We start from the raw sequence: 25,249 nt of genomic DNA, 5'->3' as shown, positions 1-25,249 counted from the left end.
GATCGACTCCGCTCCCGAGGAGCGTCAGCGCGGCATCACGATCAACATCTCGCACGTCGAGTACGAGACGCCGAAGCGCCACTACGCGCACGTCGACGCCCCGGGTCACGCCGACTACATCAAGAACATGATCACCGGTGCGGCCCAGATGGACGGCGCGATCCTCGTGGTCGCGGCGACCGACGGCCCGATGGCGCAGACCCGTGAGCACGTGCTGCTCGCCAAGCAGGTCGGCGTGCCGTACCTGCTGGTCGCGCTGAACAAGAGCGACATGGTCGACGACGAGGAGATCCTGGAGCTCGTCGAGCTCGAGGTCCGCGAGCTGCTCAGCAGCCAGGACTTCGACGGCGACAACGCCCCGGTCGTCCGCGTCTCGGGCCTCAAGGCGCTCGAGGGCGACGAGAAGTGGACCCAGTCGGTCCTCGACCTCATGGACGCCGTCGACAACTCCATCCCGGACCCGGTGCGCGATAAGGACAAGCCGTTCCTCATGCCCATCGAGGACGTCTTCACCATCACCGGCCGCGGCACGGTCGTGACGGGTCGCGCCGAGCGCGGCACGCTCGCGATCAACTCCGAGGTCGAGATCGTCGGCATCCGCCCGACGCAGAAGACCACGGTCACGGGTATCGAGATGTTCCACAAGCAGCTCGACGAGGCCTGGGCCGGCGAGAACTGCGGTCTGCTCCTCCGCGGCACCAAGCGCGAGGACGTCGAGCGCGGTCAGGTCGTCGTGAAGCCGGGTTCGGTCACGCCGCACACCAACTTCGAGGGCACGGCGTACATCCTGTCCAAGGACGAGGGCGGCCGTCACAACCCGTTCTACGCGAACTACCGTCCGCAGTTCTACTTCCGCACCACCGACGTCACCGGCGTCATCACGCTGCCCGAGGGCACCGAGATGGTCATGCCCGGCGACACCGTCGGCATGTCGGTCGAGCTGATCCAGCCGATCGCCATGGAGGAGGGCCTCGGCTTCGCGATCCGCGAGGGCGGCCGCACCGTCGGCGCCGGTACCGTCACGAAGATCCTCAAGTAGGACCGATCGTCACCCGAAGGGGTCGAGCCGGAAGGCTCGACCCCTTCGTCGTTCCTAGGGGAGGATGGCGCCATGGAACCGCTCGGCATCGGCGTCGTGGGCGCGGGCAGCATCGGCATCCGGGGCGCGCTCGCGCACCTTGTCCAGGAGGACGTGGCGGGCAAGGCGCGGGCCGTCGCCGTGTGCGATCCGGTCGAGGGGCGTGCCGCGTCCGCGGCGGAGCGGTTCGGGGTCCCCGGCGCCTACGCGTCCCTCGAGGAGCTGCTCGCCGACCCGGCGGTCGACGCCGTCACGATCTGCTCGCCGATCGGCCTGCACTACGAGCAGGTGGTCGCGGCGATCGAGGCGGGCAAGCACGTCCACGTCAACAAGACGATGACGGTCACCGCGGACGAGTCGCTCGACCTCATCTCGCGGGCCGAGGAGCGCGGCGTACGGCTCGTCGCGAGCCCCGGTCAGATGGTCCGCCCCGTCAACCGCATCATCCGCGACCTCGTGCGCGGGGGCGGGATCGGCGAGTTCGCCTGGGCCGCGGCCGGCGCGGCCTTCGGCACGTATCACGAGGACGAGGCCGTCCGGTCGGGTGACGACGTCCTCAGCAACGTCAATCCGAGCTGGTACTGGCGCAAGCCCGGCGGCGGGCCGCTCTACGACATGACGGTCTACGCGCTCCACACCCTGACCGGCGTGCTCGGGCCGGCGCTCCGGGTCGCCGCCATGTCGGGCGTGCGCGTCCCCGAGCGCGAGTGGCGGGGCGCGACGTACCCGGTGGACGCCGACGACAACACCGGCATCCTGCTCGACTTCGGCGGGGGCGCCTTCGCCTTCGCGCATGGCACGGTCGCCGGGGCGGTGAGCGAGTTCGGGCAGCCGAGCTTCTTCGGCACGAGCGGGAGCATCGTCGGGACGGCCCTGAACGGCGAGAGCCTCGTCCCCGCTGATCAGCCCTTCTACGGGCCATACGCCGTCGGTGTCCACGCCGAGCTGGGCGAGGGCCACGTCTTCCAGGACCTCATGAGCCTCGTCGACTGGGTGCGCGCCGGCGTCCCGTCCGACGCGACCGCCGAGCACGCGGCGCATGTCGTGGAGATCATCGAGGCCGCGTACCGCGCGGCCGCGACGGGGGAGACCCAGACGCTGCGGACCTCCTTCCCCTCCTGATCTTCGCCTGGAGGCCGGACCGTCGGGCTCGGCCGGCCCCCTACCTTGTGAGGATGCCGCGCCTCCGCCGTTCGAACTCCAGCGGCCCCGGCGTCCATCGTGTGAAGGCCGGGCGCGGCTTCTTCTATCGCGACGACCGAGGCGAGCGGGTCGACGACCCGGTGCTCCTCGACCGCATCGACGCGCTCGCGATCCCGCCCGCCTGGACGGACGTCTGGATCGCGCCGTACCCGAACGGGCACATCCAGGCCACCGGCGTCGACACGGCCGGCCGCCGGCAGTACATCTACCACCCGACCTGGCGCGAGCAGAAGGACCGCATCAAGTTCGACCGCTCGCTCGCCCTGGCGGAGTCGCTCCCGGCCGCCCGCCGCAGCGTCACCATCGATCTGCGGCGCGACGGTCTCGGGCGCGAGCGCGTGCTGGCCGCCGCGTTCCGGATGCTCGACTCGGGCAGCCTCCGCGTCGGGTCCGAGCGCTACGCCGACGAGCACGGCAGCTACGGCCTCTCGACCCTGCTCGCGGCGCACGCGAAGGTCGACGGCGACGACGTGCTCCTCGACTTCCCGGCGAAGAGCGGCAAGGAGTGGCGCAGCGAGATCCGCGACCCGGATCTCGCCAAGATCGTCCGGGCGCTCAAGCGTCGCGGAGGCCGCGCCAAGCTGCTCGCCTGGCACGAGGACGGGCGCTGGCATCCGCTGACCGCCGCCGAGATCAACGCCGATGTGCACGCGCGGACGGGCGGCGAGTTCACCGCGAAGGACTTCCGGACCCTGCACGGCACGATCGCCGCCGCGGTCGAGCTCGCACGCATCGGCCCGAAGCCGTCGCCGACGGCCCGGAAGCGCGCGGTGGCGCAGGCGGTCCGCGCGGCGTCCGAGGTGCTCAGCAACACGCCCGCCGTCGCGCGGGCGAGCTACATCGACCCGCGCGTGATCGACCACTACGACCACGGCCGCACGATCGATCCGCAGCGGCTGCACGCCGCCGAGAGCGAGCTGCGCGCGCTCCTGTTCGACTAGCTGGTCGCCCGAATCCAGACGGCCCCGTCGGGCCGAAGCGAACCGTCGGCGACGGCGCGGTCGTCGCTGGCCAGCAGGACCTCGCCCGCCGGGAGCGTCACCGGCTCCGACCCGAGATGGAGCGCCACCAGCACGCCGTCAGACCGGAACGCCAGGACGTCGGGCCCGAGCTCCCGCCACTCGACGGAGCCGTGGCCGAGGCCGTGCTCGTGCCGCAGCCGGATCGCCGCGCGGTACATCGCCAGGGTCGACGCCGGGTCGCCCTCCTGCCGGTCCGCCGCGAGCGCCGCGTACGACGGCGGCTGGGGCAGCCAGGTCGCCCCGCTCGGCCCGAAGCCGTACCCGGGGGCGTCGCCGACCCAGGGGAGCGGGATGCGCGCCCCGTCGCGCCCGGCCGTGGCACCGGCGTCGCGGAACCAGCTCGGATCCTGGCGCAGTTCGTCGGGCAGCGTGGTGTGGTCGGGAAGGCCCAGCTCCTCGCCCTGGTACAGGTACATGGAGCCGGGCAGGCCCATGCTGAACAGTGTGAGCGCCCGTGCGCGGCGGAGCCCCAGCTCCTCGTCCGGCTGGGGGTCGCTCGGGCCGACCCCGTGCATCCAGGTCTCCAGGTCGGCGAGCCCGAGACGGGAGCTGTGGCGCACGACGTCGTGGTTGGAGAGCACCCACGTCGTCGTGGCGCCGACGGTCGCGTTGGCGGCGAGCGCCTCGTCGATCACGGCCCGCAGCCGCGGCGCCGACCATCCGGCGCGCAGGTACGGGAAGTTGAAGCTCTGCTGCATCTCGTCGGGCCGCACGTAGGCGGCCATGCGCTCGGCGGGTCCGACCCACGCCTCGGCCACCAGGATCCGGTCGTCGCCGAACTCCTGCAGCACGCGCCGCCAGCGGCGGTAGACGTCGTGCACGCCGTCCTGGTCCCACATCGGGCCGCGGTCCGCGCCGGAACCCCGGGGGAAGCGCTCGTAGTCGTGGTCAGGCAAGCCGTCGGCCTTGACGAACCCGTGCGCGACGTCGACGCGGAATCCGTCGACGCCCCGCAGCAGCCAGAACCGGAGCACGTCGTCGAAGAACTCGGCGACCTCGGGATTCGACCAGTCGAAGTCGGGCTGCGTCGCGTCGAACAGGTGCAGATACCACTCGCCGTCGGGGACCCGCTCCCACGCGGGCCCGCCGAAGACCGACACCCAGTTGTTCGGCGGGAGCTCGCCCTGCTCCCCGCGGCCGGCGCGGAAGAGGTAGCGCGCGCGCTCGGGGGAGCCGGGACCAGCCTCCAGCGCGGCCTGGAACCACGGGTGCCGGTCGGAGCTGTGGTTCGCGACGATGTCGACGATGACGCGGATGCCGGCCGCGTGCGCCGCCGTCGCGAGCGCGTCGAAGTCGTCGAGGGTGCCGAAGAGCGGGTCGACGTCGGTGTAGTCGGCGACGTCGTAGCCGGCGTCGCGCTGCGGCGACACGTAGAACGGCGACAGCCAGATCGCGTCGACGCCGAGCCGCGCGAGGTGGTCGATGTGCTGCAGCGCACCGCGCAGATCGCCGACGCCGTCGCCGTCGCCGTCCGCGAACGAGCGCGGGTAGATCTGATAGACCACCGCATCCCGCCACCACGACGCGTCACGCGCTTCCGTCATCCTCGGTCTCCTTCGTCCGGTCGGGAGCGCCCGACCGGACATTCATAGCGAATGAGTCACGGTCATTGCAAACGGTTGCATCCGTCCGCATCCGAGCGGTACCGTCCCCTCGACCGGGTTTCCTCCCGGTCCCGCTCAACGAGGAGTAATCACAGTGAGAGCAACACGTCTCGTGCTGGTGGCCGGCATCGCCGCCGCCGGCCTCGCACTCGCCGGGTGTTCCGGCGGATCCGGCGGCGGCTCCGCCGGCGGTGACGGCCACGGCCCCATCACCTACGTCCAGGGCAAGGACAACAACAACATCGTCCGTCCGCTGATCGACAAGTGGAACGCGGCCCACCCGAAGGAGAAGGTCACCTTCAAGGAGCAGTCCGACAAGGCCGACCAGCAGCACGACGACCTCGTGCAGCACTTCCAGGCCAAGAGCACCGACTACGACGTCGTCGACGTCGACGTGGTGTGGACCGCGGAGTTCGCGGCCAAGGGCTGGCTCACGCCGCTGGAGGGCCAGTACAAGATCGACACCTCGAAGCTGCTGCCGGCGACCGTCAAGACGGCGACCTACAACGGCAAGCTCTACGCCGCCCCGCAGGCCTCTGACGGCGGCCTGCTCTACTACCGCAGCGACCTGGTCCCGACCCCGCCCACCAGCTGGGACGAGATGATGAAGGACTGCGACATCGCCAAGGCGAACGGCATCAACTGCTATGCGGGCCAGCTCGCGCAGTACGAGGGCCTCACGGTCAACGCCTCCGAGGCCATCAACGGCGCCGGCGGCACGGTGGTCGACACCTCCGGCAAGCCGACCCTCACCACGAGCGACGCCGAGAAGGGCCTCGACCAGCTCGTGCAGGGTGTGAAGGACGGCAACATCCCGCAGGAGGTGCTGACCTTCCAGGAGGAGCAGGGCCGCACCGCGTTCGAGGCCGGCAAGTACCTCTTCATGCGCAACTGGCCGTACGCCTACTCGCTCGCCACGACGGACGCGACGTCGGTCGTGAAGGACAAGTTCAAGGTCGCCCCGCTCGTCTCGGCGTCGACCCTGGGCGGCCACAACGCGGCCATCAGCACGTACTCCAAGAACAAGGCGACCGCGCTCGACTTCGTCAAGTTCCTCGAGAGCAACGAGACGCAGACGTACTTCGCGCAGAAGGGCTCCCTCGCCCCGGTCGTCGCGTCGCTGTACGACGACCCGACGCTCGTGAAGCAGCTGCCGTACCTGCCGACGCTGAAGGAGTCGATCCTCAAGGCGGTGCCCCGCCCGGTCACGCCGTTCTACCCGGCCGTGACCAAGGCGATCCAGGACAACGCCTACGCGGCGCTGAAGGGCACGGACTCCACGAAGGACGCGCTCGACAACATGCAGAAGGCGATCCAGTCCGCGACCGCCGGCTGATCCCCTCGGCCCCCGGCGGCGGCACAGCCCGCCGGGGCCGACCCCTCTCCGTCCCCCATCTCGCAAAGGAGCGACGATGTCCGCAGTCCCCGCGCGCGCGCCGGCGGCGCCGCGCACCCCGCACCACAGCCCCCGCCGCAGCGGTCTGAACGCCCGTCACGGCGTCTGGTCGGTCTGGCTCATCGGCCCGACGATCCTGCTGCTCGCGATCGTCATCGGCTACCCGGTGGTGAGCGCGATCATCCAGTCGTTCCAGAACGACCCGGGCCTCGACAAGGCGACCGGCATGTTCGTGCAGGGCGGCTTCGCGGGCTTCGCCAACTACATCCACTTCCTCGCCCAGCAGTGCAACGCGGTCGGCGGCGGCTCGGTCGCCTGCCCGCCCGGCAGCATCGGCGGCAGCTTCTGGGCCTCGGTCGGCAACACCTTCTTCTTCGGCGCCGTGACCGTCGTCATCGAGACCGTGCTCGGCACGTGGATGGCGATCATCATGAACCGTGCGTTCAAGGGCCGCGCGCTCGTCCGCGCCGCCGTCCTCGTGCCGTGGGCGATCCCGACCGCGGTCACCGCGAAGCTGTGGTTCTTCATCCTCGCCGCGTCGGGCATCCTCAACAGCCTCATCGGCAGCCAGATCCTCTGGACGAGCGACGAGTGGCCCGCCAAGTTCGCGATCATCATCGCGGACGTCTGGAAGACGACGCCGTTCATGGCGCTGCTCATCCTCGCCGGGCTCCAGCTCATCCCCGAGGACGTCTACGAGGCGGCGCGGGTCGACGGCGCGACCACGATCCAGCAGTTCTTCCGGATCACGCTGCCGCTCGTGCGCCCGGCGCTCATGGTGGCGATCCTGTTCCGCCTGCTCGACGCGCTGCGCATGTACGACCTGCCCGCGATCCTCACGAACGGCGGTCCGGGCAACGCGACGACGACGCTGTCGATCCTGGTGGTGCAGCAGATCCGGCAGGGCTTCAACGCCGCGTCCGCGCTGTCGACCCTGACGTTCCTCATCATCTTCGCGGTGGCCTTCATCTTCGTGCGGTTCCTCGGCGCCAACGTCGTCCGCACCCAGGCCGCCCAGCAGAAGGGGGAGCTCCAGTGACCGCGATCCCGGCGACCACCGCGGCGGCCCGCGGCCGCGAGCGCGCCCACGAGGAGGCGCGCGCCGAGGTTCGCTACAAGCGGCACTGGGGCCGGAGCATCCGCACCGGCATCCAGGCGCTCGTCATCGTCCTCTGGTGCCTCGCGCCGTTCTACTGGATGATCGTCACCGCCTTCCGGCAGGTCGACTACACCTACGACACGGCGTTCTGGCCCACGCACGTCACGCTCGACAACTTCGCGACCGCGCTCTCGACCCGGCTCGGCAACCACCTCGGGCAGGCGATCCTCAACAGCGTCTTCATCGGCGCGGTCACCACGGTCATCGCGCTGCTCGTGGGGCTCTCGGCGGCGTACGCGCTCGCCCGATTGGAGTTCCGGGGCAAGGGGATCGTGGCGGGGCTCATCCTTGCGGCGTCGATGTTCCCGGGCGTCGCGCTGCTGTCGCCGCTGTTCCAGCTGTTCACGAACATCGGCTGGAACGGCACGTACCAGGCGCTGATCATCCCGCAGATCTCGTTCGTGCTGCCGCTCACGGTGTACACGCTCACGTCGTTCCTCCGCGAGATGCCGTGGGATCTCGAGGAGGCGGCCCGCATCGACGGCTGCACGCGCATCCAGGCCTTCCGTCGGGTGATCATGCCGCTCGCGGCGCCGGCCGTCTTCACGACCGCGATCCTCGCCTTCATCGCCAGCTGGAACGAGTACCTCATCTCGAGCGTGCTCTCCAGCGACGCGACGCAGCCGGTCACGGTCGCGATCGCCGGATTCACGGGCAGCCAGCCGCACGTCGAGCCGTACACGACGGTCATGGCGGCCGGCACGATCGTGACCGTGCCGCTCGTGATCCTGGTGCTGGTCTTCCAGCGGCGGATCGTCTCCGGCCTCACCGCCGGCGGGGTGAAGGGGTAGCCATGGCGCTCAAGGCACCGCCGGAGGCCGGGTACAACTCCGACCTCATGATCGGCTTCGCCGCCGGCATCGCGGGCATCCTGTTCGTCATCACCGTCGTGCTCGAGCTCACCGGGCAACCGGCGCTGACCTGGGCCCTGTTCCTCGCCGCCTCGGTCGCGCTGCTCGCGGTGCTGATCGTGCGGCGGCGTCGACGGCACGCGGCGGTGCGGGAGACGGGCGCGACCCGCCAGGATTAGTTCGTGCCCGGCATCGGCGAGATCGCGGAGCGCACGGGGCTGTCCAAGGCGACGGTCTCCCGCGCGCTCCGCGGCCTGCCGACCGTGGCGGAGGAGACGCTCGCGCTCGTGCGCGCGGCCGCCGACGAGCTCGGCTACATCCCCTCGGCGGCCGCGTCGGGCCTCGCGACCGGCCGCAACCTCGCGATCGGGGCGCTCGTCCCGGTCTTCGGGCGCTGGTTCTACACGCGGGTCCTCGAGGGGGCGGACGGCGAGCTGCGCCGGCGCGGCTACGACCTCCTGCTCTACAACCTCGGCGGCGGGCACGCGGAGCGCGAGCGCGCCTTCCACCGATCGATTCTCCGGCGGCGGGTCGACGGGCTCCTGGTGCTTGCCCTCACCTTCACCGAGGAGGAGAGCGCCGAGCTCGCCCAGACGGAGTTCCCCGCCATCGCGGTCGGGGGTCCCGCGGCGGGCGTGCGGCACATCGGCATCGACGACCACCAGGCCGCGTACCTCGCGACTGCGCACCTCATCGATCTCGGCCACACCCGCATCGCGCAGATCGGCGGCAGCGACGCCATGGGCCTGAACGCCGCCGTGCCGTCGAACCGGCTGAGCGGATTCCGCCACGCGATGACCGATGCGGGCCTCGCGGTGCGGGAGGACTGGATCGTCGACGGCGGCTACGCGTTCGGCGGCGGCGACGAGGCGGCCCGGCGACTGTTCGCCGACCCGCGCGACGCCCCCACGGCGCTCTTCGCGACCTCCGACGAGATGGCGTTCGGCGCCCTCACCTGGCTGAGCCGCGCCGGGATCCGGGTGCCCGACGACGTGTCGATCGTCGGCATCGACGGGCACGAGGACGGCGAGCACTACGGCCTCACGACGGTCGCCCAGTACCCCGCCGAGCAGGGTGAGCTCGCCGCCCGGCGCCTGCTCGACGAGATCGAGGGAGCCCCCGCGGAGGACGGCTTCGATCCGGCCCGGTTCGAGTTCGTCGTGCGTCACTCGACGGCGCCGCCGCGGCGCTGAGACCGGTGGCCTGCCTGCCCGGGGCTCCGCCGGTACGATTCCCCCATGACCTCAGCAGGAGTCCGCCTCGGCGTCGTCGGCGCCACCGGTCAGGTCGGCGCCGTCGTGCGCCGCCTCCTCGAGGAGCGGGACTTCCCGATCAGCGAGATGCGCTTCTTCGCCAGCGCCCGGAGCGCCGGCAGCACGCTGCCGTTCCGCGGCGAGGACGTCGTGGTCGAGGACGCGTCGACGGCCGACCCGTCCGGGCTCGACGTCGCGATCTTCTCCGCCGGTGCGACGATGAGCCGGATCCAGGCGCCGCGGTTCGCCGAGGCCGGCGTGCTCGTCATCGACAACTCGAGCGCCTGGCGCATGGACCCCGACGTGCCGCTCGTCGTGAGCGAGGTGAACCCGCACGCGCTCGACGAGGCGCGGAAGGGCATCATCGCCAACCCCAACTGCACCACGATGGCCGCGATGCCCGTCCTGAAGCCGCTGCACGAGGAGGCCGGCCTCGCTCGCCTCATCGTCAGCACCTACCAGGCCGTGTCCGGCGCGGGCCTCGTCGGCGGCGCGGAGCTCGCCGAGCAGGCGACCGCCGCGGTCGCGCAGGACCCGATCCGTTTGGTCCAGGACGGATCCGCTGTCGAGTTCCCCGAGCACCACGCGTTCCCCGAGACCATCGCCTTCAACGTCGTGCCGTTCGCCGGCGACCTCGTCGACGACGGCGAGAACGAGACGGTCGAGGAGCAGAAGCTCCGCAACGAGAGCCGCAAGATCCTCGAGATCCCGGAGCTGCCGGTGAGCGGCACCTGCGTGCGCGTGCCGGTCTTCACCGGTCACTCGCTCAGCATCAACGCCGAGTTCGAGCGGCCGCTCAGCCCGGCGCGGGCGCGCGAGATCCTCGCCGACGCGGCCGGCGTCCGCCTCGACGAGGTGCCGACCCCGCTCCACGCCGCGGGCATCGACCCGAGCCTCGTGGGACGGATCCGTCGCGACGAGGGCGTGCCGGAGGGGCGGGGGCTCGCGCTCTTCGTCTCGAACGACAACCTCCGCAAGGGCGCCGCGCTGAACGCGGTGCAGATCGCCGAGATCGTCGCGGCCCGCCTCTCCGCCGTCGCCTGACGGAGACTGTTCCTCGGCCCGCAACCTCCCCGAGAGGTCGCCGTCACCGCGACCCAGGCCTCCGCGCCTAGAACGGTGGCATCAAGATCTCGGTTGTGGGGTGCGGATACCTCGGCGCGGTGCACGCCGCGGCGATGGCCGAGCTCGGCCACGACGTGGTCGGCATCGATGTCGACGAGGCCAAAGTCGCGGCGCTGCGGGACGGGCGGGCGCCGTTCTACGAGCCGGGACTGCCCGAGCTCCTTGAGTCCGGGCTCGCGAGCGGGCGCCTGCGGTTCTCGACCGAGGCGGCCGCCGCGGCGGGATCCGCGATCCACTTCGTCGCGGTCGGCACGCCCCAGCTCCCCGGTCGCACCGCCGCCGACCTGCGCTTCGTGCACGCCGCGGTCGATGCGCTGCTGCCGCACCTGGCCCCCGGCGACCTCGTCGTGGGCAAATCGACCGTCCCGGTCGGCACCGCGGCCGGGTTGGCGGAGCGGGTGCGCGCGACGGGTGCGGAGCTCGCCTGGAATCCCGAGTTCCTGCGCGAGGGCTACGCGGTGACGGACACGATCTCGCCCGATCGGCTCGTCTACGGGCTCCCGGGGGAGGGGCTCGACGAGCTGCGCAGCCCGGGCGTCGACGATCGCGGCCGACTCGCGCGCGACACCCCCGCGGCGCGTGCGAAGGGGCTCCTCGACGACGTCTACGCGACCGCGCTCGTGCAGGGCACCCCGCTCGTCGTGACCGACTACGCGACCGCGGAGCTGGTCAAGGTGTCCGCCAACGCGTTCCTCGCGACCAAGATCTCGTTCATCAACGCGATGGCCGAGATCGCGGAGGTCGCGGGCGCCGACGTCACGCAGCTCGCCGACGCGATCGGCTTCGACGCGCGCATCGGCCGGCGGTTCCTCAACGCGGGCGTCGGGTTCGGCGGCGGCTGTCTGCCCAAGGACATCCGCGCGTTCACCGCCCGCGCGGAGGAACTCGGACGCGGCGAGTCGGTCGCCTTCCTCAAGGAGGTCGACGCGATCAACCTGCGCCGCCGCGACCGGGTCGTGGACCTCGTGCTCGAGGCGCTCGGCGGCGAGCCGCACAAGAAGCGCGTCGCGGTGCTGGGGCTGGCCTTCAAGCCGGAGTCCGACGACATCCGCGACTCGCCCGCCCTCGACGTCGCGGTCCGCCTGAGGGGGCTCGGGGTGAAGATCACCGCGACCGACCCCCAGGCGACCGAGAACGCGCGGCGCATCCACCCGCAGCTGAAGTACGCGGCGTCGACCGACCGGGCGCTACGCGACGCCGACGTCGTCCTGCTGGTGACCGAGTGGCGCGAGTACCGCGAGCTCGACCCCGCACGGGTCGCGTCGATCGCGCGCGGCCGCACGATCATCGACGGGCGGAACGTGTTGGATGCGGCCGTGTGGCGCGCCGCGGGGTGGACGTACCGCGGGCTCGGCCGCCCCTGAGACAGGACCTGCCAAGCTGGCGGGCGTGTCCCGCCGGCTCATCTGGATCGCGCTCCTCGCGTACCTCGTGGCGCTGGCTCTCATCGCGTACTGGCCGACGCCCGTCGATCGCCCCGCCGACGGCCAGTTGTTCGCCGTGATCCGGTGGCTCGACGCCCACGGGATCACGCTCGTCACGTACGACCGGATCGAGTTCGCCGCGAACGTGGCCCTGTTCGTGCCGTTCGGTCTTCTCCTCGCCGGCCTGCTGCGCCGCGGTCGCCGCTGGATCGCGCTTCTCATCTGCATCGCGGGATCGGCCGCCATCGAGATCGGACAGGGGCTCTTCCTGCCGGATCGATTCGCGTCCCTCGGCGACGTGCTGGCCAACTCTCTCGGAGCGGCGATCGGCGTGCTGGTGGTCTGGCTCATTTCGCGGCGGACCGCCTCCATCCGCTCACGCCGCGAGGTGAAGAACCCCTGATCTTCGACCGGGGAGAGGGCCCCGCGGCCGGTCGCCCGGCCCGGCGAAGCCTAGAATTCCTACGTGTCTGAACCCGTCGACGTCGTCCTGATCGGCGGCGGCATCATGAGCGCCACGCTCGGATCGCTGCTGAACCGCCTCGAGCCCAGCTGGAAGATCGTCATCCTCGAGCGGCTCGGCGACATCGCGCAGGAGAGCTCCAACCCCTGGAACAACGCGGGCACCGGGCACTCCGCGCTCTGCGAGCTCAACTACACGCCGGAGCGCCCGGACGGCACCATCGACATCACCAACGCGGTCAAGGTGAACGAGCAGTTCCAGGTGAGCCGCCAGTTCTGGTCCACGCTCGTCGAGGAGGGGACCCTCCCGCAGCCCCAGCGGTTCATCAACACCGTGCCGCACATGACCTTCGTGTGGGGCGAGACGAACGTCGAGTACCTCCGCAAGCGCTTCGAGGCGCTCAAGGATCACCCGCTCTTCGCGGGGATGGAGTACAGCGAGGATGCGCGGCAGATCCGACAGTGGGCGCCGCTGCTCATCCCCGGCCGCGCCAAGAGCGAACCCATCGCGGCCACCTACATGAAGGTCGGCACCGACATCGACTTCGGCGCCCTGACCCGGCTCCTGATCGACGGCCTCACCGCGAAGGGCGCCGAGCTGCGGCTCGGGCACCGTGTCACGGGCCTCAAGCGCACCCGCGACGGCATCTGGCACCTGCACGGCACGCGCGAAGTGGGCAGCGCGCCCTTCGACCTCGACGCGCGCTTCGTGTTCGTGGGCGCCGGCGGCGGCGCGCTCAACCTGCTGCAGCGCTCGGGCATCAAGGAGATCCGGGGCTACGGCGGGTTCCCGATCAGCGGGCAGTTCTTCCGCACCGACGACCCGGCCATCGTCGCGAAGCACCAGGCGAAGGTCTACGGCAAGGCCTCCGTCGGCGCGCCCCCGATGTCCGTCCCGCACCTCGACACCCGCATCGTCGACGGCACGCCGAGCCTCCTGTTCGGCCCGTACGCCGGATTCTCGACCAAGTACCTCAAGCAGGGGTCGCTGCTCGACCTGTTCGCGGCACTCCGCCCGCACAACCTCGGCACCTTCATCGGCGCGGGGCTCAAGAATCTCGACCTCGTGCAGTACCTCGTCAAGGAGGTGCTCGCCTCGCGCGCGCACAAGGTCGCGTCGCTGCGCGAGTTCTTCCCGAATGCCGACGGCCGCGACTGGCGGCTCATCACCGCGGGTCAGCGCGTGCAGGTCATGAAGCGCGGAGCCGACGGCAAGGCCGTCATCCAGTTCGGCACCGAGGTGGTCGCCGGCGCCGACGGCAGCATCGCGGGTCTTCTCGGCGCCTCTCCGGGGGCGTCGACGGCGGTCCCGATCATGCTCGACGTGCTCGCCAGGTGCTTCCCGGGTCGGATCGGGGACTGGGAGCCGGAGCTCAAGCGCCTCATCCCGAGCTTCGGCACGCAGCTGTCGTCGAACAAGGCGACGGCCGCCAAGGTCATGAAGGCGACGGCGAAGGAGCTCGGGATCCCGGCCTGATCGGGTCGGGTTCTGCTGGGCCGCGCCGTGCTCGCTCAGTGCGAGGCGCGGTAGGCCTCGACGACGTCAGAACCCACGCGGCCGCGCTGTGAGACCTTCATGCCCTGGGCGTTCGCCCATTCGCGCATCGCGGCGGCCTCGCTCGCGGCGGCGGATCCGCTCGACGAGGTGCCGCGCGACGCGCTGCGCCGGGTCCCGCCGGCGACCCGGCGCCCCGCCTTGAGGTAGGGCGCGAGCACGTCGCGGAACTCCGAGGCGTGGTCGTCCGAGAGGTCGATCTCGTAGTTCGTCCCGTCGACGGCGAAGGAGACGGTGCTGCCAGCGCCGTCCTCGATCGGGGTGCCGTCCAGGTCGTCCACCAACTGCACGACGACTTTCTGTGCCATTTCGAACTCCGATCGATATTCCGAAAAAGGGGACGACGGAAAGGATATCGGCGTGATAACCCGAAAGAGAAATCCTGATTATCCGACTTGACGCGGAATCGAACACATGTTCGAATGTCGGCATGCGGTGGACGGGGCAGGAGCTCGACGTCGTCGACCACGACGCGCTGCCGGGGATGCGCGCGAGGAGCTCCCTCGTGCGCACGGTGACGACGCCCGAGTTCGCGGGGATCACCTTCCACGAGGTCCTCGCCAAGAGCGCGCTGAACCACGTGCCGGGGTCGTCGTCGGCGCTGCCCTTCGGGTGGACCATCAACCCGTATCGGGGCTGCAGCCACGCCTGCAGCTTCTGCTTCGCGCGCAACACCCACACCTATCTGGATTTCGACGCGGGTCGCGACTTCGACTCCCAGATCGTCGTCAAGGTCAATGTGGTGGAGGTCCTGCAGAAGGAGCTCGCGCGGCCGAGCTGGCAGCATCCGCACGTCGCCCTCGGCACCAACACCGATCCCTATCAGCGGGCCGAGGGCCGCTATCGGCTGATGCCGGGCATCATCGCGGCGCTCGCCGCATCCGGCACGCCCTTCAGCGTGCTCACCAAGGGAACGCTGCTCCGCCGCGACCTGCCGCTGCTCGCCGAAGCGGCCGCGCGGGTGCCCGTGCAACTCGCGATGACCATCGACACGGTGGACGCGGACCTGCGGTCGAGCGTCGAGTCCGGCGCCCCGACCGCGGAGGCGCGCCTCGCCACCGTGCGGGCCGCCGCCGACCTCGGCTTCGACGTCTCGGTGCTCGTCATGCCGGTGCTGCCGTACCTGACCGACTCGATCGCCCACCTCGACGAGCTGCTCGGCATGATCGCGGAGGCGGGCGCCACCCAGGTGGCGTACTCCGCGCTGCACCTGCGGCCGGGTGCCCGCGAGTGGTACTTCGCGTGGTTGGGGGACGCGCACCCCGAGCTGCTCCCGCGCTATCGCGAGATGTACGGCCGCAGCGCCTACGCGCCGAAGGAGTACCGCACCTGGCTCGCGGCGCGGATGCGCCCGCTGCTGCGCAAGCACGGGCTGGAGCGCGAGCCGCGGATGGATCCGTCGACCGGCACGCCGATCCCGTCCGGCGGGCCGCGGTTCGACCGCGACGGCGTGCTGCGCACGGGTCACGAGATGCCGGCGAGCGCTCTCATCGCGGCCGAGCTGCCACCCGCCGTCGCCGCCGCCGTGCAGCCGACGCTGTTCTGACGGCGCCCCGGGCGACGCGGTCCCGTCGCCCGGGGCGCGCCCCGTGTACCCCGTACACTCGTCGGCATGCCCACCGCGACGGAGGCGGAGCTCGACGGCTCCGCTCGTGCCCACGCGCCACGGGTGCGCGTGGCGATCCTCGACGATCACGAGGTCCTGCTCGACAGCCTCGGGTCGTGGATCCAGGCCCACGCCCCCGAGTTCGAGGTCGCGGTCCTCGCCACCAGCTGGCTCTCGCTCGTGCACGACCCCGGGTTCCCGACCGACCTGGTGCTGCTCGACTTCCAACTGCGCGAGCCGGTGTCGATCGAGGCGCGGGTCCGCACCTGCCGCGCCGCGGGGGCGAAGGTGATCGTGTTGTCCGGGGTCGAGACGCCCGAGGCGCGGGACCGGGCTCTCGCCGCGGGCGCGGAGGAGTTCGTCTCCAAAGCCCTCTCGATGCGCGAGGTCATGGGGATCGCTCGTGAGGTGACGGGCGTCGATCGCGCGGACGGCATGGTCCACCAGCGCTCTCCCCACGCCATCCTGACCCGGCCGAAGCTGAGCCCCGCCGAGCGCGAGGCCCTCCTGCTGTACGTGTCGGGCCTCAGCACCGGCGAGGTCGGGGCGCGCATGGGTGTGCAGTTCGAGACCGCGAAGACCTACCTGCGGCGGGTGCGCGAGAAGTACGCGCGCGCGGGGCGACCGGCGAGCAAGAAGGCGGAGCTCGCCCGCCGCGCCGTCGAGGACGGACTGCACTCCTAGTGTCGAAGCTCTACTTCCGCTACGGCGCGATGAACAGCGGCAAGAGCACCGCGCTGCTCCAGGCCGCCTACAACTACGAGGAGCGCGGGCAGCAGGTGCTGCTCGCGAAGCCGGCGATCGACTCGAAGGGCGACGCGGAGATCGTGTCCCGACTCGGTGTCAGCCGCCCGGTGGACTTCACCATCGGCCCCGACGACCTGGTCGCCGAGGTCTTCATGCGCGAGCGCTCCCGTGTGATCGCCGCGACCGGCGCCGACGTCAGCTGCCTGCTCGTCGACGAGGCGCAGTTCCTCAGCGAGGAGCAGATCGACGACCTGCTGCGCGTCGCGATCGAGGAGGACGTGCCGGTGCTCGCCTACGGGATCCGCACCGACTTCCAGACGGTCGCGTTCCCGGGCAGCCGCCGCCTGCTCGAGATCGCCCACTCGCTCGAGGAGCTCAAGACGATCTGCCGCTGCGGCCGCAAGGCGCTGTTCAACGCGCGCAAGATCGACGGCCGCTTCGTGTTCGACGGCGACCAGGTCGCGATCGAGCAGGGAGAAGTCGTCTACGAATCGCTCTGCGGCCAGTGCTATCTCGAGGAGTCGGGGGGCACCTTCAACCGCGGATGGCGGCCCCGCCTCGACTTCAGCTACGGGTCCGGCCCGGACGCCGACTTCAGCTGACACGCCGGACCGCGTTCGCAGCCCGCTGTCAAGCACCGTCGGCGAGGATGTCACGGTGACAGATCTCCGACGCGACCTGGCGCGTGCACGCGCGTCCCGCCCCATCGCGCGTCACGGGCGGCTCGCGCACGGGGGAGCCGCCGGCCGGATCGTCGGCCTCGTCGCGAGCGTCCTCGCCGTCGTGCTCGTCGCGACCGCGTCCGTCGCGGGCGTGGCCGTGTATCAGGTGGCGGCCGACGTCACGAAGCCGGGTGTCACCCTGTCGCACCTGAACGGCGCGACGGCGCCCCCGAGCGTCGACGCGATCAAGGGCGGCGTCAACCTGCTGCTCGTCGGCACCGACACGCGGACCGGCCAGAACGGGCCGGGAGACTCCACTCGCGACAGCTCCGGCGCCGGCAACAACGACGTCACGATCCTCATGCACATCGCCGAGGACCATCAGTCGGTCACCGTCGTGAGCTTCCCGCGCGACCTGCTGATCACGATCCCGCGCTGCCCGGCCCCGAACGGAGGCACCTACGGATCGGTCAGCAACGCGATGCTGAACACGACGCTCTCGCGCGGCGGTCTCGCCTGCACCGTTCTCACCATCGAGAACCTCACCGGCGTCACGATCCCCTACGCGGCCGAGATCAGCTTCGACGGCGTCGCGACGCTGTCGAACGTGGTCGGCGGCGTCACCGTGTGCGTGGCGAGTCCCATCAACGACCCGGCGAGCGGCCTGAAGCTCCCCGCCGGCGAGACCACGATCTCCGGCAACACGGCGCTCGCCTTCGTCCGCACCCGCCACGGCGTCGGCGACGGCAGCGACCTCGGCCGCATCAGCAACCAGCAGGTGTTCCTCTCGGCGCTCACCCGCAAGATCACGTCGGAGGGGATCCTCAAGGATCCGATCAAGCTCTACGAGATCGCGAAGGCTGCCGCGAGCAACATGACGCTCTCGGATTCGCTCAGCCACCTCGACACGATGGTCGCGATCGCCCTGGCGCTGAAGAGCGTGCCGACCAGCAACATCGTCATGATCCAGTACCCGGTCTCGACGGCGCCGAGCAACCCCAACCGCGTGGTGCCCACCTACTCGAGCGCGCAGCTCGTGAACAACGCGCTGCAGAAGGATGAGCGGCTGCAGCTCACCGGCACCACCGGGCGCGGAGCCGTGCTCGCGCCGGGTTCGTCGCCGAGCCCCGCCCCGACGGCCACGACGCCGCCGAGCGGAACGGCGAGTCCGGACCCGAACGCCACCGGACCGGCGAGCGTGGCGCTGCCGAACACCGTCTCCGGGCAGACCGCCGCGCAGCAGACCTGCTCCAAGGGGAACGCGCGGCCGGTCGGCTGAGGCGGCATCCGGTGAGGCGGCGATCGGCTATCCTTGACAGGTTGCCGTTCGCGACAACGGGGTATGGCGCAGTTTGGTAGCGCGCGTCGTTCGGGACGACGAGGCCGCAGGTTCAAATCCTGTTACCCCGACTCAACGCAGAAGGGCCGCCCTCGGGCGGCCCTTCTGCTGTCTGCGGCGGACGGTCCGGTCAGCTGCTGCGCGGCACCAGCGTCAGCACGATCGCCTCCGGCGGGCACGCGAACCGCACCGGCGCGTAGATCGACGTGCCGAGCCCGGCCGACACCTCGAGGTACGCGATCCGGTCGTCGTGCATCCACTGGCTCAGGCCGCTGGCCTGGTCGCGCGGAAGGTCGCAGTTGGCGGTCAGCGCGGCCATGCCGGGCACGCGGACCTGGCCGCCGTGGGTGTGGCCGGCGAACACGATGCCGGCACCCTCGTCGACGAGGGCGTCGAGGATCCGGCGGTACGGCGCGTGCGTCACGCCGACGCGCACGACCTCGTCGCCGGTGTCCTCCGACCAGGTCACCTCCCGGCGGAGGGTCCCGAGCTCGCGGCGCATCGCGCCGAGGTCGTCGCGCCCGTGGTGGGCGTCGCCGGTGCCGAAGAGCTCGATCCTCGTGCCCCGGATCTCGATCGCGCGCGCACGGTTGCCGAGGTCGAGCCACCCGAGCTCGCCGCCGAGGAAGCGGTCGAGGCGTGCGGTGTCGAGGCGGGCGCCGCGCTTGCCCGGAACCTTCGACGCGCGGCTCAGATAGGCCAGCGGGTTCTTGAACAGCGGCCCGACGTAGTCGTTGGAGCCGTGGGCGAAGACCCCGGGGACGCCGCGGAACGGCGCGTACGCCGCCTCGATCCCCCGGATCCCGTCCTCGTGCCCGAGGTCGTCGCCGGTGTCGACGACGAGGTCCGGCTCGTACCGGGCGAGGGAGCGGACGAACTCCTGCTTGCCCTCCTGCCACGGCGCCATGTGCAGGTCGCTGAGGTGCAGCACGGTGATGCTGCGGCTGCCGGGCGGCAGCACCGGGACCACCTCGCGGCGGACCGTCCAACGGGTGCGCTCGACGAACACGCCCCAGGCGAGGGCCGCCGCGCCGGCGGCGGCGGCCGCGCCGAGGGCGACGCCCGTGGTGCGGACGGCGCCGCCCATCAGCAGTGCTGTTGCTTGACGGTGATGGTCACCGCGTTCGCCGGGTTGGCGGAGCTGTTGCCGTCGGGACTCTGGGAGACCACCTTGCCGGCGTCCGGATCCGTCGGCCCCGACCACGGTGTACAGGCGGTGGTGACGTTCGAGAACCCGGCGGCCTGCAGCATCGATTTCGCCGTCTTCTCGTCCTGACCCGTCACGTCGGGCACGGGCTTCGCGAGGCCGTTGCTCGTGGTGACGGATACGACCGCGCCCTGGACGACCTGCGCGCCCTCGCCGGGGCTGAGGCTCGCGACCGTGCCGGCCGGCAGATCGGAATCGACCTGGCCACCGTCCTGATACGTGAGTCCGGCCGCGTTGAGCGCCGCCTGCGCCGCGGCGACGGAGCCGCCCACGAGCCCGCTGGGCACCGTCGTCTTGGCGCCGTCCAGCAGTTCCTTCGCCGGCGCGGGGAACTTGCCTCCCGCGAGGCCCGGGGCGGCATCCACCTCCTGGGCGATGGCCTTGAAGATGTTGTTACGGAGGTTGGCCGCCTGAATCCGGCCAGCGCCCGTCGGCACGGAGATCTTGCGCAGCTGCTGCGTGCCCACGATGTTGCCGACCCATAGGGCCGTCGACGCCTTCGTGGAGGAGCCGACCGTCCAGGTGTGGATCGAGTCGTTCGTGGTACCGGTCTTACCGATGTAGGTGCTGCCGTCGTTGGGGTTGGCGTACCTCGCGGTCCCCCCGCCGACGAAGACGGCAGCCATGGCGTAGGCGGCGGTGTTCGCGACGTCCGGGCTGATGAGCGGGTCCTGCCCGCACTGGGCGTTCTCACCGCCGAGCTTCTCGCCGGACTCCGTCTGGGTGACCTGGTCGATCAGGATCGGCTTGCAGAACACGCCCTGATTCGCGATCGCCGCGTAGGCGGCCGCCTGCATCAGCGGAGTCAGGTTGTTCTCGCACCCGCCGAGGACGCAGGTCGGCCGGGTTGCGAGCGTGGTCGATCCCTTGTCGAGGCCCGGAGTCTTGCCGTCCCAGGTGGTGGCGTTGTGGACCCCGAGCGACTCCGCGATCTTCTCGGTGTCGCACTGGTCGACCTTGGTCGCCATCTGCAGGAACACCGTGTTGATCGATCCGGCGGTACCGTTCACGACCGTGCGAGGGCCCTGCTCGTTCTCGTCGTTCTTGACGTTGCTGTAGGACCCGACCCAGCCGCCCTGAGCATCCGGACAGGAGTCGCGGAACTGGGACTGGTTGAAGTTCCGGACGCTCGCGTTGAAGACCTCATTCACCCCGTGGCCTGCCGCGAGGAAGCTCAGCAGGGTGTACGGCTTGTACGACGACCCCGGCTGATACCCGCCGGAGCCGCTGTCGGGGTAGGTCGCCTTATCGATGTTGAAGTTGATCGCGGTATACGGCCGCTTCGATTGCGTCAGCTGATCGAGGCCGTTGTCCTCCGGGTGATAGGTGTTGTCGAAGGGCTTGTTCTGCGCCATCACGAGGATGCGCCCGGTGCCGACCTGAACGGTCGTGGCGGCCCCGCCCAGCGCGAAGGACGTCAGGTCCGCCGGAGCGTACTTGGCGAGCGTCGCGTTCGCCTCGTTCTGGATGTTCGGCGAGATCGAGGTCGTGACCGTGTAGCCGCCGCGGGCCCACGCCGCCTTCTGCTGCGTCTCGTTGCCGCCGAGCATCGTCATCTGGCCGTTGTTGACCTTGTCGATCACCATCTGGCAGACGAACTGGAAGCCGGGGGTCGCGTTGTAGCAGCCCTGCTTGGGCGTCGACAGCTTGATGTAGCTCGCGACGGGGGTGTTGACGGCCTGGGAGTACTGGTCCTGCGTGATGTAGTGCTCGGACTTCATGAAGCCGAGGATCACGTCGCGACGCTGCTTGTTCGCGTCGTAGTTCTTGTCGGTGAAGAGCCCGCGCGTCGACGGATTCTGCACGATCGCGATGAGGCTCGCGGCCTGGGCGATGGAGAGGTTCGCGGAGGAGGTGCTGTAGTACTGCTGCGCGGCCGCCTCCACGCCGTAGGTGTTGCCGCCCATCCCGACGATGTTGAGGTAGGCGGCCAGGATGTCCTGTTTGGAGTACTTCTTCTCCAGGCCGATCGCGAGCTTCATCTCCTGGACCTTGCGACCGAGGTCGGGGTAGACGGCCGCTTTGATCGCCGCCTCGCGCTGCTTCTTCAGCTCGGGCGTGTTCTGCGGCAGCGCCGACGCCTCCTGGAAGCGGATGTTGCGGACCAGCTGCATCGTGATCGTCGAGGCGCCGCCGGCCTGGCCGCCGCCGATCGCCGCGCGCGCCACCGACGGGATGTCGATGCCGCCGTGCTGGTAGTAGCGCCGATCCTCACCGGCGACGGCGGCCTCCTTCAGGTAGTCGCTCATCTGGTCGAGCGCAACCGATTGGCGATTCTGATCGAAGACCGTCGCGATGTGGAACGGGGTGCCGTCGGGGTTGGTGGCGACGATCTCATTCGCCTCCCGCTGCTGGCTCAGCGTGATGTAGTCCGGCAGGGAGTCGAAGATGCCCACCGTGTTGTTCGTGGTGATGCCGCCCACGGCGACCGCGGGCGCCACCATGACCGCGGCGAGCAGCCCGGCGAGCGCGCTGAAACCGACGATCCCGAGGCCGGCGGTGAGCAGACTGCTGGCCGAGGATTTGGGGGCAGGCATAGGGTGAGGGTACGCCATGCCCTTTCCCGGCTAGCTGAACGGACACCTTGCGAATGCCCCAGTGGGAGTACATGACGACCCCGCTCATCATCCACAACACGACGGCGATCCTGAACAACTGGGGCGCGCAGGGGTGGGAGCTCGTGCAGGTCGTGACCGGACCCGAGGGCGGCCTCGTCGCCTACCTGAAGCGACCCAAGGAGGACGCGTGACCGTCGACCGTACCCCTGTGGCGGAGACGTTGGCCGGACTGGGGCTCGCGCTCCCGCCGGTGGCTCCGCCCGCCGGGGCCTACATCCCGGCCACCGTCTCCGGCAACCTGGTCTTCACCGCCGGCGCCCTGCCCTTCGTCGAGGGCGTGCTGCCCGAGACCGGCAAGGTCGGCGCGGGCGTCGACCCGGATGAGGCGGCCGCCTTCGCGCGCATCGCGGCGCTCAACGCGCTCGCCGCCGCGGAGTCGGCCATCGGCTCGCTCGATCGGGTCACGCGGGTCGTGAAGGTCGGCGTCTTCGTGGCCTCCGACCCGTCGTTCACCGGCCAGCCGGGCGTCGCGAACGGTGCGAGCGAGCTGCTCGGGCAGGTGTTCGGCGACGCCGGGCGCCACGCGCGCAGCGCCGTCGGCGTCGCGGTGCTCCCGCTCGACTCGCCGGTCGAGGTGGAGCTCACGCTCGAGTTCGCGTAGCGCCCGCGTCGCCTCAGTCCTCCGTCTTCGGCGCCGCCTGCAGGGTGTCGGAGATCGTCCGCATCACGTCCGCGTCCGAGAGCGTGGTCGTGTCGCCGATCGCGCGCCCCTCGGCGACGTCGCGCAGCAGACGCCGCATGATCTTGCCGGACCGGGTCTTGGGCAGCTCTGCGACGACGAACACCTGACGCGGGCGGGCGATCGCGCCGATCGAGGATGCCACGTGCGCGCGGAGCAGACCCGCAGCTTCCTCGGGGGTCTGGTCGCCGGCGTGCTCCGTGCGCAGGATCGTGAACGCCACGACCGCCTGACCGGTGGTCTCGTCGGTCGCGCCGACCACCGCCGCCTCGGCGACGATCGGGTGCGAGACGAGGGCCGACTCGATCTCGGCGGTGGACAGCCGGTGCCCCGAGACGTTCATGACGTCGTCGACCCGGCCGAGGAGCCACAGGTCGCCGTCCTCGTCCTTGCGCGCGCCGTCGCCGGCGAAGTAGTAGCCCTGCTCGGCGAACTTCGCCCAGTAGGTCTCGACGAACCGCTCGCGGTCGCCCCAGATGCCGCGTGCCATCGAGGGCCAGGGCTCGGTGACGACCAGCAGTCCGCCCTGACCGTCCGGCACCGGCCGGCCCTCGTCGTCGACGACGGCGATCGAGACGCCGGGCAGCGGTACCTGGGCGCTGCCGGGCTTCGTCGCGGTGACCCCGGGCAGCGGGCTGACCATGATCGCGCCGGTCTCGGTCTGCCACCACGTGTCGACGATGGGGGTGCGGCCGCCGCCGATCACGTCGCGGTACCAGATCCACGCCTCGGGGTTGATGGGCTCGCCGACGCTGCCGAGCACGCGCAGCGAGGAGAGGTCGAACGAGTCCGGGACCTGTCGTCCGCCCTTCATGAACGAACGGATCGCCGTCGGCGCCGAGTAGAAGAGGGAGACGCCGTATTTCTGCACGAGCTCCCACCACCGGCCCGGGTGCGGGGTGTCGGGGGTCCCCTCGTATATCACGCCGGTCGCCGCGTTCGCCAGCGGCCCATAGACGACGTAGCTGTGACCGGTGATCCAGCCGACATCGGCGGTGCACCAGTACACGTCGGTCTCCGGGTGGAGGTCGAACACGTTGCGGTGGGTGTAGCCGACTCCGGTGAGGTAGCCGCCGCTCGAGTGGACGATGCCCTTCGGCTTCCCGGTCGTGCCCGACGTGTAGAGGATGAAGAGCGGGTGCTCCGCCTCGAACGCCTCGGCGACATGCTCCGCGTCCGCTTTGGCCACCTCCTCCTCCCACCACAGGTCGCGGCCCTCGGTCCAGACGACCTCGTTGCCCCCGCGGCGGACGACGAGCACGTGCTCGACGCTCTCGGCGCCCTCGACCGCCTGGTCGACCGTCGGCTTCAGAGGGAAGACCTTCCCCTTGCGGTAGCCGCCGTCGGCGGTGATCACGACCTTCGCCTGCGCGTCGTCGATCCGGGAGCGCAGCGAATCCGGGCTGAACCCGCCGAACACGACCGAATGGATCGCCCCGATGCGGGCGCACGCGAGCATCGCGACGACGGCCTCCGGGATATGGGGCAGGTAGATCGCGACCCGGTCGCCCTTCACCACGCCCAGGTTCGCGAGGGCGTTGGCGGCGCGCTTCACCTCGGCTGTCAGCTCCGCGTAGGTGATCGTGCGCGTGTCACCGGGCTCCCCCTCGAAGTAGTAGGCGACGCGGTCGCCGAGGCCGGCCTCCACGTGCCGGTCGAGACAGTTGTAGGCGACGTTGAGCCGGCCGTCGCCGAACCAGCGCGCGAACGGGGGATCGTTCCAGTCGAGCGTCTCGGTGAAGGGATCGTGCCAGTGGAGTCGGCGCGCCTGCTCGGCCCAGAAGCCGAGGCGATCGCGGGCGGCCTGGTCGTAGAGCTCCGGCCCGGCGACCGCGTTCGCGACGAATTCGGGCGTCGGCGCGAACCGGCGGGACTCGTGGAGGAGGTTGTCGATCGATGACATGGACGGACGTCTCTCTGGGTCGATCCGCGTTCGTGCCTGGGGTTCGCGCGGCGGTGGGCGGTGGACGAGACCGATCCTAGAGCCGGCTCCGCGCGGCCCCCGTCCGGGGGTGACGCCATGTTGCGCAGATCTTGAGGGAATCCTGCGGAAAATCACCGCGCGGCCCCCGTTGCGGTGTCCTCCTTTCGGAGTACAGTGTGGGAATCCGAGCGCAAATCTCGGTCTTGCAGCGCAACGATTCCCCCCAATCACGCGCTGCTGTGGCGGCGCCCAACCCCCCAATGGGCGCCGCCCCTCTCCTTTTAACCGGGCTGTTCCGGGCGCCGTGCGGCGGAATCCGCCGCGAGGGGATGCGC

At 70.7% G+C, this 25,249-nt stretch carries 23 protein-coding genes and 1 tRNA gene; 19 read left to right on the top strand and 5 right to left on the bottom strand.

Features of this window, described 5'->3' with window-relative positions:
* The 3 genes from tuf to ACTHM3_RS07910 all read left to right on the top strand — a co-directional run.
* Positions 1-1,039 (top strand): elongation factor Tu (gene tuf / locus ACTHM3_RS07920; RefSeq protein ID WP_440405570.1); only part of this gene is annotated, 1,039 nt, incomplete at its 5' end.
* A gap of 72 nt (positions 1,040-1,111) precedes the next feature.
* Positions 1,112-2,200 carry a Gfo/Idh/MocA family protein gene (locus ACTHM3_RS07915; protein ID WP_440405569.1) on the top strand — a complete coding sequence of 363 codons (1,089 nt, stop codon included), beginning with the start codon at positions 1,112-1,114 and terminating at the stop codon, positions 2,198-2,200.
* Positions 2,201-2,253: 53 nt separating this feature from the next.
* Positions 2,254-3,222, top strand: coding sequence for a DNA topoisomerase IB (locus ACTHM3_RS07910; RefSeq protein WP_440405568.1), 969 nt, complete (start codon positions 2,254-2,256; stop codon positions 3,220-3,222).
* Here ACTHM3_RS07910 and ACTHM3_RS07905 read toward each other — a convergent pair.
* Positions 3,219-4,847 (bottom strand): glycoside hydrolase family 13 protein, encoded by a 1,629-nt coding sequence (locus ACTHM3_RS07905; RefSeq protein WP_440405567.1) that lies wholly within the window; start codon positions 4,845-4,847, stop codon positions 3,219-3,221. The genes ACTHM3_RS07910 and ACTHM3_RS07905 overlap by 4 nt on opposite strands.
* 154 nt (positions 4,848-5,001) lie before the next feature.
* Between ACTHM3_RS07905 and ACTHM3_RS07900 the strand changes: the two genes are divergently transcribed.
* The 9 genes from ACTHM3_RS07900 to mqo all read left to right on the top strand — a co-directional run bounded on the left by ACTHM3_RS07900 (position 5,002) and on the right by mqo (position 14,054).
* Complete coding sequence (locus ACTHM3_RS07900; RefSeq protein WP_440405566.1) at positions 5,002-6,243, top strand: ABC transporter substrate-binding protein; 1,242 nt, start codon at positions 5,002-5,004, stop codon at positions 6,241-6,243.
* 76 nt (positions 6,244-6,319) lie between these two features.
* Positions 6,320-7,342 carry a carbohydrate ABC transporter permease gene (locus ACTHM3_RS07895; protein WP_440405565.1) on the top strand — a complete coding sequence of 341 codons (1,023 nt, stop codon included), beginning with the start codon at positions 6,320-6,322 and terminating at the stop codon, positions 7,340-7,342.
* A 5-nt stretch (positions 7,343-7,347) separates the two neighbouring features.
* Positions 7,348-8,253 carry a carbohydrate ABC transporter permease gene (locus ACTHM3_RS07890; protein WP_440405573.1) on the top strand — a complete coding sequence of 302 codons (906 nt, stop codon included), beginning with the start codon at positions 7,348-7,350 and terminating at the stop codon, positions 8,251-8,253.
* A gap of 2 nt (positions 8,254-8,255) precedes the next feature.
* Positions 8,256-8,492 carry a hypothetical protein gene (locus ACTHM3_RS07885; RefSeq protein WP_440405564.1) on the top strand — a complete coding sequence of 79 codons (237 nt, stop codon included), beginning with the start codon at positions 8,256-8,258 and terminating at the stop codon, positions 8,490-8,492.
* Positions 8,493-8,495: 3 nt separating this feature from the next.
* Positions 8,496-9,506 (top strand): LacI family DNA-binding transcriptional regulator, encoded by a 1,011-nt coding sequence (locus tag ACTHM3_RS07880; RefSeq protein ID WP_440405563.1) that lies wholly within the window; start codon positions 8,496-8,498, stop codon positions 9,504-9,506.
* A gap of 45 nt (positions 9,507-9,551) precedes the next feature.
* Positions 9,552-10,610, top strand: coding sequence for an aspartate-semialdehyde dehydrogenase (locus ACTHM3_RS07875; protein WP_440405562.1), 1,059 nt, complete (start codon positions 9,552-9,554; stop codon positions 10,608-10,610).
* Positions 10,611-10,690: 80 nt separating this feature from the next.
* Positions 10,691-12,055 (top strand): UDP-glucose dehydrogenase family protein, encoded by a 1,365-nt coding sequence (locus ACTHM3_RS07870; protein WP_440405572.1) that lies wholly within the window; start codon positions 10,691-10,693, stop codon positions 12,053-12,055.
* Between the two features lie 25 nt (positions 12,056-12,080).
* Positions 12,081-12,518 (top strand): VanZ family protein, encoded by a 438-nt coding sequence (locus ACTHM3_RS07865; protein ID WP_440405561.1) that lies wholly within the window; start codon positions 12,081-12,083, stop codon positions 12,516-12,518.
* A gap of 105 nt (positions 12,519-12,623) precedes the next feature.
* Entirely contained in the window at positions 12,624-14,054 is a 1,431-nt protein-coding gene (mqo, locus tag ACTHM3_RS07860) for a malate dehydrogenase (quinone) (protein ID WP_440405571.1), read from the top strand.
* A 35-nt stretch (positions 14,055-14,089) separates the two neighbouring features.
* Here the strand turns inward: mqo and ACTHM3_RS07855 are convergent, their stop codons facing one another.
* The gene (locus ACTHM3_RS07855) at positions 14,090-14,440 is read right to left on the bottom strand and encodes a histone-like nucleoid-structuring protein Lsr2 (protein WP_440405560.1); all 351 of its coding nucleotides are present in this window, start codon (positions 14,438-14,440) and stop codon (positions 14,090-14,092) included.
* A 122-nt stretch (positions 14,441-14,562) separates the two neighbouring features.
* Between ACTHM3_RS07855 and ACTHM3_RS07850 the strand changes: the two genes are divergently transcribed.
* From ACTHM3_RS07850 to ACTHM3_RS07830, 5 genes are all read left to right on the top strand, one after another.
* Positions 14,563-15,678, top strand: a complete 1,116-nt coding sequence (locus ACTHM3_RS07850; protein WP_440405559.1) for an Rv2578c family radical SAM protein — start codon at positions 14,563-14,565, stop codon at positions 15,676-15,678.
* A 66-nt stretch (positions 15,679-15,744) separates the two neighbouring features.
* Entirely contained in the window at positions 15,745-16,422 is a 678-nt protein-coding gene (locus tag ACTHM3_RS07845) for a response regulator transcription factor (protein ID WP_440405558.1), read from the top strand.
* Positions 16,422-17,087, top strand: coding sequence for a thymidine kinase (locus ACTHM3_RS07840; RefSeq protein WP_440405557.1), 666 nt, complete (start codon positions 16,422-16,424; stop codon positions 17,085-17,087). The genes ACTHM3_RS07845 and ACTHM3_RS07840 overlap by 1 nt, the downstream gene beginning before the upstream one ends.
* A gap of 55 nt (positions 17,088-17,142) precedes the next feature.
* Positions 17,143-18,426: an LCP family glycopolymer transferase gene (locus tag ACTHM3_RS07835; protein ID WP_440405556.1), complete on the top strand. Its 1,284-nt coding sequence runs from the start codon at positions 17,143-17,145 to the stop codon at positions 18,424-18,426.
* 57 nt (positions 18,427-18,483) lie between these two features.
* Positions 18,484-18,557: transfer RNA gene (locus ACTHM3_RS07830), tRNA-Pro, on the top strand.
* A gap of 59 nt (positions 18,558-18,616) precedes the next feature.
* On the opposite strand, the gene ACTHM3_RS07825 is transcribed toward ACTHM3_RS07830, so the two are convergent.
* Positions 18,617-19,573 (bottom strand): metallophosphoesterase, encoded by a 957-nt coding sequence (locus ACTHM3_RS07825; protein ID WP_440405555.1) that lies wholly within the window; start codon positions 19,571-19,573, stop codon positions 18,617-18,619.
* The gene (locus ACTHM3_RS07820; RefSeq protein ID WP_440405554.1) at positions 19,573-22,230 is read right to left on the bottom strand and encodes a transglycosylase domain-containing protein; all 2,658 of its coding nucleotides are present in this window, start codon (positions 22,228-22,230) and stop codon (positions 19,573-19,575) included. The genes ACTHM3_RS07825 and ACTHM3_RS07820 overlap by 1 nt, the downstream gene beginning before the upstream one ends.
* 53 nt (positions 22,231-22,283) lie before the next feature.
* Between ACTHM3_RS07820 and ACTHM3_RS07815 the strand changes: the two genes are divergently transcribed.
* Together ACTHM3_RS07815 and ACTHM3_RS07810 are read left to right on the top strand one after the other, a co-directional pair.
* Positions 22,284-22,442: a hypothetical protein gene (locus tag ACTHM3_RS07815; protein ID WP_440405553.1), complete on the top strand. Its 159-nt coding sequence runs from the start codon at positions 22,284-22,286 to the stop codon at positions 22,440-22,442.
* Positions 22,439-22,912 carry a RidA family protein gene (locus tag ACTHM3_RS07810; RefSeq protein ID WP_440405552.1) on the top strand — a complete coding sequence of 158 codons (474 nt, stop codon included), beginning with the start codon at positions 22,439-22,441 and terminating at the stop codon, positions 22,910-22,912. The genes ACTHM3_RS07815 and ACTHM3_RS07810 overlap by 4 nt, the downstream gene beginning before the upstream one ends.
* Positions 22,913-22,925: 13 nt before the next feature.
* On the opposite strand, the gene acs is transcribed toward ACTHM3_RS07810, so the two are convergent.
* The gene (gene acs, locus ACTHM3_RS07805) at positions 22,926-24,893 is read right to left on the bottom strand and encodes an acetate--CoA ligase (protein ID WP_440405551.1); all 1,968 of its coding nucleotides are present in this window, start codon (positions 24,891-24,893) and stop codon (positions 22,926-22,928) included.
* Between the last annotated feature and the right edge of the window lie 356 nt (positions 24,894-25,249).

The sequence above is a fragment of the Pseudolysinimonas sp. genome, from assembly GCF_051954455.1.
Lineage (GTDB): Bacteria > Actinomycetota > Actinomycetes > Actinomycetales > Microbacteriaceae > Pseudolysinimonas.
The sequence above is the reverse complement of the archived record's forward strand: the minus strand, read 5'-3'. Positions and strand labels throughout refer to the sequence as shown.